Genomic DNA, 5,520 nt, shown 5'->3' with positions numbered 1-5,520 from the left:
GCGCCAGCGTGGTCTTGCCGGTTCCGGCATAGCCGAACAGGCGGAACACCGGCGGCGTGCCGTTCCTGCCCGGCTTGGCCTTCAGCCAATCGGCAACCGCCTTCAGCGCGGAATCCTGGTGAGGCGTAAAGATGGTCATGGGGTCTCGGCGGAGCGGAGGTCGTGCTAGGAGGCGACGACTCAACAGCCCGCAAAGCTAACCATTCGTGCGTTCCAATCAAGCCGGCTTCCATAGCGCGGAATTGCTGTGCGGAACCGAGGCTAGACTTGCGCCTTGCCGGGGCTACACTACGCGCAAAACAACGAGCCGGTCGCGGGAGATACGTCATGAAGTTCGGCATCTTTTATGAGCTGCAATTGCCGCGCCCGTGGCAAGCCGGCGACGAGCTCAGGCTCTACCAGGACGCGCTGACGCAGCTCGAGACCGCCGACCGGCTCGGCTACGACCATGCCTGGGTGGTGGAACATCATTTCCTCGAGGAATATTCGCATTCGCCGTCGCCGGAATCCTTTCTCGCCGCAGCCTCCCAGCGCACCAAAAACATCCGGCTCGGCCACGGCATTTTGCAGCTTACCACCAATCATCCCGCGCGGGTCGCCGAGCGCGTCGCGGTGCTCGATCTGCTGAGCAATGGCCGCTGCGAGTTCGGCATGGGCGAGAGCGCCTCGATCACCGAGCTGACGCCGTTCGGCCGCGACATGGAAACCAAGAAGGAAGTGTTCGAGGAAGCCGTCCGCGCCATCTTCCCGATGTTTGGGGACGGCGGCAGCGAGCATCACGGCAAATATTTCGACATACCGCTCCGCAACGTGGTGCCGAAACCGGTGCAGAAGCCGCATCCGCCATTGTGGATGGCGTGCTCGCAATTGCCGACCATCGAGCGCGCGGGCCGGCACGGCTTCGGCGCGCTCGGCTTCCAGTTCGTCAGCGCGGACGCGGCGCATGCCTGGGTGCACGCCTATTACAACGCGATCACCAAGCGGCTGAAGAAGCTCGCCGACTACCGGATCAATCCGAACATGGCGCTGGTGTCGTTCTTCATGTGCGCCAAGACCGACGAGGAGGCGCGGGCGCGCGCCGACGGCGCGACCTTCTTCCAGTTCGCGCTGCGCTTCTACGGCGCATCGCAGAACCGCCAGCGTCCGGCCCCCGGCACCGTCAACATGTGGGACGAGTACAACAAGTGGAAGCGCGAGAATCCGGAAGCGCAGGAGGCGGCGCTGCGCGGCGGCCTGATCGGCTCGCCGGAAACCATCCGCAAGAAACTGCGGCGGTTCCGCAGTTCGCACATCGACCAGGTGATCCTGCTCAACCAGGCTGGCAAGAACAGCCACGAGCACATCTGCGACTCGCTGGAACTGTTCGCCAAGGAAGTGATGCCGGAATTCAGGCACGATCCCGAGCACGACGCCTGGAAAGCCGGCGTGATGAGCGGCGCGATCCAGTTGGAAGAGATCGATACCGAAGCCTTCAAGGATCGCTACGGCAAACTGGCGGTCAATGTGACGCCACCGCCGAAGGTCGCGGCGGCCGGTTGATCAACGCGGTCACGTGATGAAGCGCATCGCGGTCTGGGCTTTTTACGGCGTCGGCGCGCTGGCGGTCGCCTACCTCGCGCTGTTCGCCTATGCGTTTTTCACCGGGCGCGACCTGCAGCCCGGCGATCCCATTCGCATTTTCCGAAAACCCGATGCGCCGAGTTATTCGTTTGGTGAAATGACTATCCAACAACGTCATTGCGAGCGAAGCAATGACGGCGGTGAGGTCCTGATTAACCCGCGGTCGCCAGCCGCTGATACTCGCCCGCGCCTGCCGGGGTGATCGGCAATCCGCCGTCGGCATATTCGTTCAGCTTGTTGCGGAGCGTACGGATCGAGATGCCGAGGATGTTGGCGGCGTGGGTGCGATTGCCGAGGCAATGTTTCAGCGTCTCCAGGATCAGATCGCGCTCGACGTCCGCGACGGTGCGGCCGACCAGCGCGCGCGTCACCTGCTCGGCGGCGAAGGTCGCATGCGCCACCGCGGGCGCGGTCCTGGCGAGGTCGAGGCGGTTGCCGTCCGGCGTCAGGATGGCTTCGGCGCCGATCTCGTCGCCGTGCGCCATCAGCACCGAGCGATGGATGGTGTTTTCCAGTTCGCGGACGTTGCCCGGCCAGCGGTTGGCGGTAAGCACCTTCCTGGCGTCGGCCGAGATCGGCCGTAGCGGCACGCCATTGGCCTCGGCATATTTCCTGGCGAAATGCTGCGCCAGTTCGAGAATGTCGGCCGGACGATCGCGCAGCGGCGGAATCTTGAGATTGACGACGTTGAGGCGAAACAGCAGGTCCTCGCGGAATGAGCCTTCGCGCACGGCGTCGGCCAGATTGCGGTTCGATGTCGCGATGATGCGGATATCGACCGGCACCGGCTTGGTGCCGCCGACGCGGTCGATCACGCGCTCCTGAATTGCGCGCAGCAGTTTGGATTGCAGCCGCACCTCCATTTCCGAGATTTCGTCGAGCAGCAGCGTGCCGCCGGTGGCCTCCTCGAATTTGCCGATCCGCCGCGCCACCGCGCCGGTGAATGCGCCCTTCTCGTGGCCGAACAGTTCGGATTCCAGCAGATGCTCGGGAATCGCCGCGCAATTGATCGAGATGAAGGGCCGCTTGGCGCGTGCCGAGCGGGCGTGGAGGTAGCGCGCCAGCACTTCCTTGCCGGTGCCGGATTCACCGGTGATCATCACGGAGGCGTCGGAGCCGGCGATCTGCTGCGCCAGCTTGATCACCTTGCCCATGGCTTCGTCGCGATAGATCAGATCGCGCGAATCGTTGGCGACGGCGGCGAGCACCGCGGCGATCAGCTCGGGATCGGGCGGCAGCGGGATGTATTCCTTGGCGCCGGCATGGATCGCGGCGACCGCGGCGCGGGCATCATTGGAGATGCCGCAGGCGACGATCGGCACGTGAATATGTTCGGCTTCCAGCCGCATCACCAGGTCGCGGATGTCGAGGCCGACATCGACCAGCAGCAAGTCGGCGCCCTTGCCGCCGCGCAGCACGGCCATCGCCTGTTCGTTGGTCTCGGCGTGGGTCACGGAGGCGCCGTTGTCCATGGCGATCTTGGTGGCGGTCGTAAGCTGGCCCTTCAATGTGCCAACGATGAGAAGCCGCATGATAGTCTCCTGTTGGTCTGGTCGCGCCTGCCGCGCGCCGTGTCGTTAAAACCTAACCTCGTTCCGCCTTGATGATTTCCGTCATGGTGACGCCGAGCTTGTCTTCCACCAGCACCACTTCGCCGCGCGCCACCAGCCGGTTGTTGACGTAGATGTCGATGGCTTCGCCGACCCGGCGGTCCAGCTCGAGCACGGTGCCGGGGCCGAGCTTCAAAAGCTCGCCGACATCCATTTTGGAGCGGCCGAGCACGGCCGAGACCTGCACCGGCACGTCGAATACCGCTTCCAGGTCGGCCGCGATGCGCAAGGCCTGTTCGTCTTCGCTGTAGGCCACATCATCGATCGACGGCGCGTCGGCGGCGTTGAGATCGGGCAGTGGGACCTGTGCGTCGGTATCGCTCATGGTTCAATCCTCATGGCCGTCACGCGGCCTGATCGCGGGACGCCATATAGCGCCCGACGAGTTCGTCGATCTTGGCTTCGATGGCCGCACGCTCCAGCACGACGCCGCCGTCGGCCCATTCGATCCTGCAGTCGCCGGTCGAGATTTCCGGCTCGGCCAGGATCACCAGCCGGCCCTCGAAGCCGCTCTGCTGGGCCAGCCGCTCGATCTTTTCGCGAGCCGCCTCGTAGAGCGCATCGTTGATGCGGACCACCAGATGCGGCGTCGAGACGAGATGCGCGAAGCAATCGCTGACCAGCCCGGTGATTTCGCCGAGCGGTTCGCGGGCGATCAGTTCGCCGCACAATTTGCGCGCCACCGCCACGGCGACGTCGACGGCCTCGGTTTCCATCCGCGCTTCGATACCGGAAAAGCGCGTGGCGATGGCTTTGATGGCGATGGCGATCTCTTCAAGCGCGAGCGCGCCACGGCGGTCGCTTTCCGCCTTTGCCTCGCGCTGCCCGGCGTCGTAACCATCGCCAAAGGCGCGGGCCTCGACGGCCGCGACCTTCTGCGCGATCTCGGCGGAGGTCGCGGCCCGCTCGCGGGTCTTTTCCGGCGCCGAGAAGTCGGTGTCGAACAGGAATTTTGCGGGCGCGGCCATCAGTACACCAGCTCGTCGTCGGCGCGGGACTTGGTCAGGGTAATTTCGCCCTTGGCGGCGAGATCCTTGGCGAGGTTGACGAGCAGCGCCTGCGCCTCGTCGACGTCGCGCAGCCGTACCGGCCCCATCGCGGCCATGTCGTCGATGAGCATCTTGCCGGCGCGGGACGACATGTTGCCGAGGAAGAAGTTGCGGACCTCCTCGTTGGCGCTCTTCAGCGCGACGCCGAGCTTGTCCTTGTCGATGTTGCGCATCAGCGTCTGCGCCGATGCGGCATCGAGCTTGATCAGATCGTCGAAGGTGAACATCAGCGCCTTGATGCGTTCGGCGGAGTCGCGATTTTCCTCTTCCAGCGAGGTGATGAAGCGGGTTTCGGTCTGGCGGTCGAAATTGTTGAAGATTTCGGCCATCACCTCATGGGCGTCCCGGCGGCGGGTTTGCGAGAGGTTCGACATGAATTCGGTGCGCAGCGTCTGTTCGACGCGCTCGATCACTTCCTTCTGCACCGCCTCCATTCTCAGCATGCGCCCGACCACGTCGAGCGCGATGTCCTCGGGCAGGATCGAGAGCACGCGCGCGGCGTGTTCCGGCTTCAGCTTCGACAGCACCACGGCGATGGTCTGCGGATATTCGTTCTTGAGGTAGTTGGCGAGCACCTCTTCCTGGACGTTGGAGAGCTTCTCCCACATGTTGCGGCCCGCCGGCCCGCGAATTTCGTCCATGATGCCGTGCACCCGATCGGGCGGCAGATATTGCTGCAGCAGCCGTTCGGTGGCGTCGAAATTACCCATCAGCGCGCCGGATGCCGACATCCGGGAGACGAATTCGAGCAGCAGGTCTTCCACCACCTCGGCCTCGACGGTGCCGAGCGTCGACATCTGCATCGACAGTTCGCGGACCTCGTCGTCGTCGAGCAGGGCCCAGACCTTGCCGCCATATTGCTCGCCCAGCGCCAGCATCAGGATGGCGGCGCGCTTCGGGCCGCTCAAGGGCTTGCCCTTGGGGCGATTGCTCTGCCGGCTCGCCAGCGACGCGATGACGGTGTTGATGTCGTTGGCATTTGTGGTTTGGGGTACGGTCATGTCAGGTCACTCGGCGTTGGCGGATTCGCTGAGCCATTGACGAACGATGGCCGCGGTCTCGTTTGGATTCCGCTCGGCCAGTTCGCCGACCCGGTGCACGGCCTGGGCATGGACCTGGCCCTGAACCTGGGCGACGTCGATCAATTGCGCGGCGGCGTTGCCGGCGGCAGCCAGCGCCTGGCCGGGCGCGCCGCTTTGGGCGCCGGAGGCCTGCGCGCCACCGTCGGTCAAGGCCAGCGT

At 64.7% G+C, this 5,520-nt stretch carries 6 protein-coding genes and 2 pseudogenes; 2 read left to right on the top strand and 6 right to left on the bottom strand.

Going from position 1 to position 5,520, the window contains the following annotated elements; genetic code table 11:
- A pseudogene (locus WCE35_RS13840) lies at positions 1-139 on the bottom strand (ATP-binding protein); the annotation flags it as partial.
- A gap of 188 nt (positions 140-327) precedes the next feature.
- Here WCE35_RS13840 and WCE35_RS13835 point away from each other — a divergent pair.
- Both WCE35_RS13835 and WCE35_RS13830 read left to right on the top strand, forming a co-directional pair.
- A complete protein-coding gene (locus WCE35_RS13835; RefSeq protein ID WP_424593910.1) occupies positions 328-1,539 on the top strand; it encodes an LLM class flavin-dependent oxidoreductase in 1,212 nt (403 codons plus the stop codon).
- Positions 1,540-1,555: 16 nt separating this feature from the next.
- Positions 1,556-1,822 (top strand): hypothetical protein, encoded by a 267-nt coding sequence (locus WCE35_RS13830; RefSeq protein WP_424593911.1) that lies wholly within the window; start codon positions 1,556-1,558, stop codon positions 1,820-1,822.
- On the opposite strand, the gene WCE35_RS13825 is transcribed toward WCE35_RS13830, so the two are convergent.
- From WCE35_RS13825 to WCE35_RS13805, 5 genes and pseudogenes are all read right to left on the bottom strand, one after another.
- Positions 1,773-3,152, bottom strand: coding sequence for a sigma-54 interaction domain-containing protein (locus tag WCE35_RS13825; RefSeq protein WP_424593909.1), 1,380 nt, complete (start codon positions 3,150-3,152; stop codon positions 1,773-1,775). The two genes, WCE35_RS13830 and WCE35_RS13825, sit on opposite strands and share 50 nt — an antisense overlap.
- A gap of 52 nt (positions 3,153-3,204) precedes the next feature.
- Positions 3,205-3,555 (bottom strand): flagellar motor switch protein FliN, encoded by a 351-nt coding sequence (gene fliN, locus WCE35_RS13820; RefSeq protein WP_424593908.1) that lies wholly within the window; start codon positions 3,553-3,555, stop codon positions 3,205-3,207.
- Between the two features lie 19 nt (positions 3,556-3,574).
- The gene (locus WCE35_RS13815; protein WP_424593907.1) at positions 3,575-4,198 is read right to left on the bottom strand and encodes a FliH/SctL family protein; all 624 of its coding nucleotides are present in this window, start codon (positions 4,196-4,198) and stop codon (positions 3,575-3,577) included.
- A complete protein-coding gene (gene fliG / locus WCE35_RS13810) occupies positions 4,198-5,280 on the bottom strand; it encodes a flagellar motor switch protein FliG (protein ID WP_424593906.1) in 1,083 nt (360 codons plus the stop codon). Before fliG ends, WCE35_RS13815 begins: the two co-directional genes overlap by 1 nt.
- A gap of 6 nt (positions 5,281-5,286) precedes the next feature.
- A pseudogene (locus WCE35_RS13805) lies at positions 5,287-5,520 on the bottom strand (flagellar basal-body MS-ring/collar protein FliF); the annotation flags it as partial.

The organism is Bradyrhizobium sp., assembly GCF_049691595.1.
Classification (GTDB): Bacteria; Pseudomonadota; Alphaproteobacteria; order Rhizobiales; family Xanthobacteraceae; genus Bradyrhizobium.
Note: the sequence above shows the minus strand (reverse complement) of the source record. Positions and strands in the feature narration are given on the sequence as shown.

Bases quoted from the DNA above. Each gene is read 5' to 3' on its own strand.
- fliG (WP_424593906.1), bottom strand. From the start codon at position 5,280: ATGACCGTACCCCAAACCACAAATGCCAACGACATCAACACCGTCATC.
- fliN (WP_424593908.1), bottom strand. From the start codon at position 3,555: ATGAGCGATACCGACGCACAGGTCCCACTGCCCGATCTCAACGCCGCC.
- WCE35_RS13815 (WP_424593907.1), bottom strand. From the start codon at position 4,198: ATGGCCGCGCCCGCAAAATTCCTGTTCGACACCGACTTCTCGGCGCCG.
- WCE35_RS13835 (WP_424593910.1), top strand. From the start codon at position 328: ATGAAGTTCGGCATCTTTTATGAGCTGCAATTGCCGCGCCCGTGGCAA.
- WCE35_RS13825 (WP_424593909.1), bottom strand. From the start codon at position 3,152: ATGCGGCTTCTCATCGTTGGCACATTGAAGGGCCAGCTTACGACCGCC.
- WCE35_RS13830 (WP_424593911.1), top strand. From the start codon at position 1,556: ATGAAGCGCATCGCGGTCTGGGCTTTTTACGGCGTCGGCGCGCTGGCG.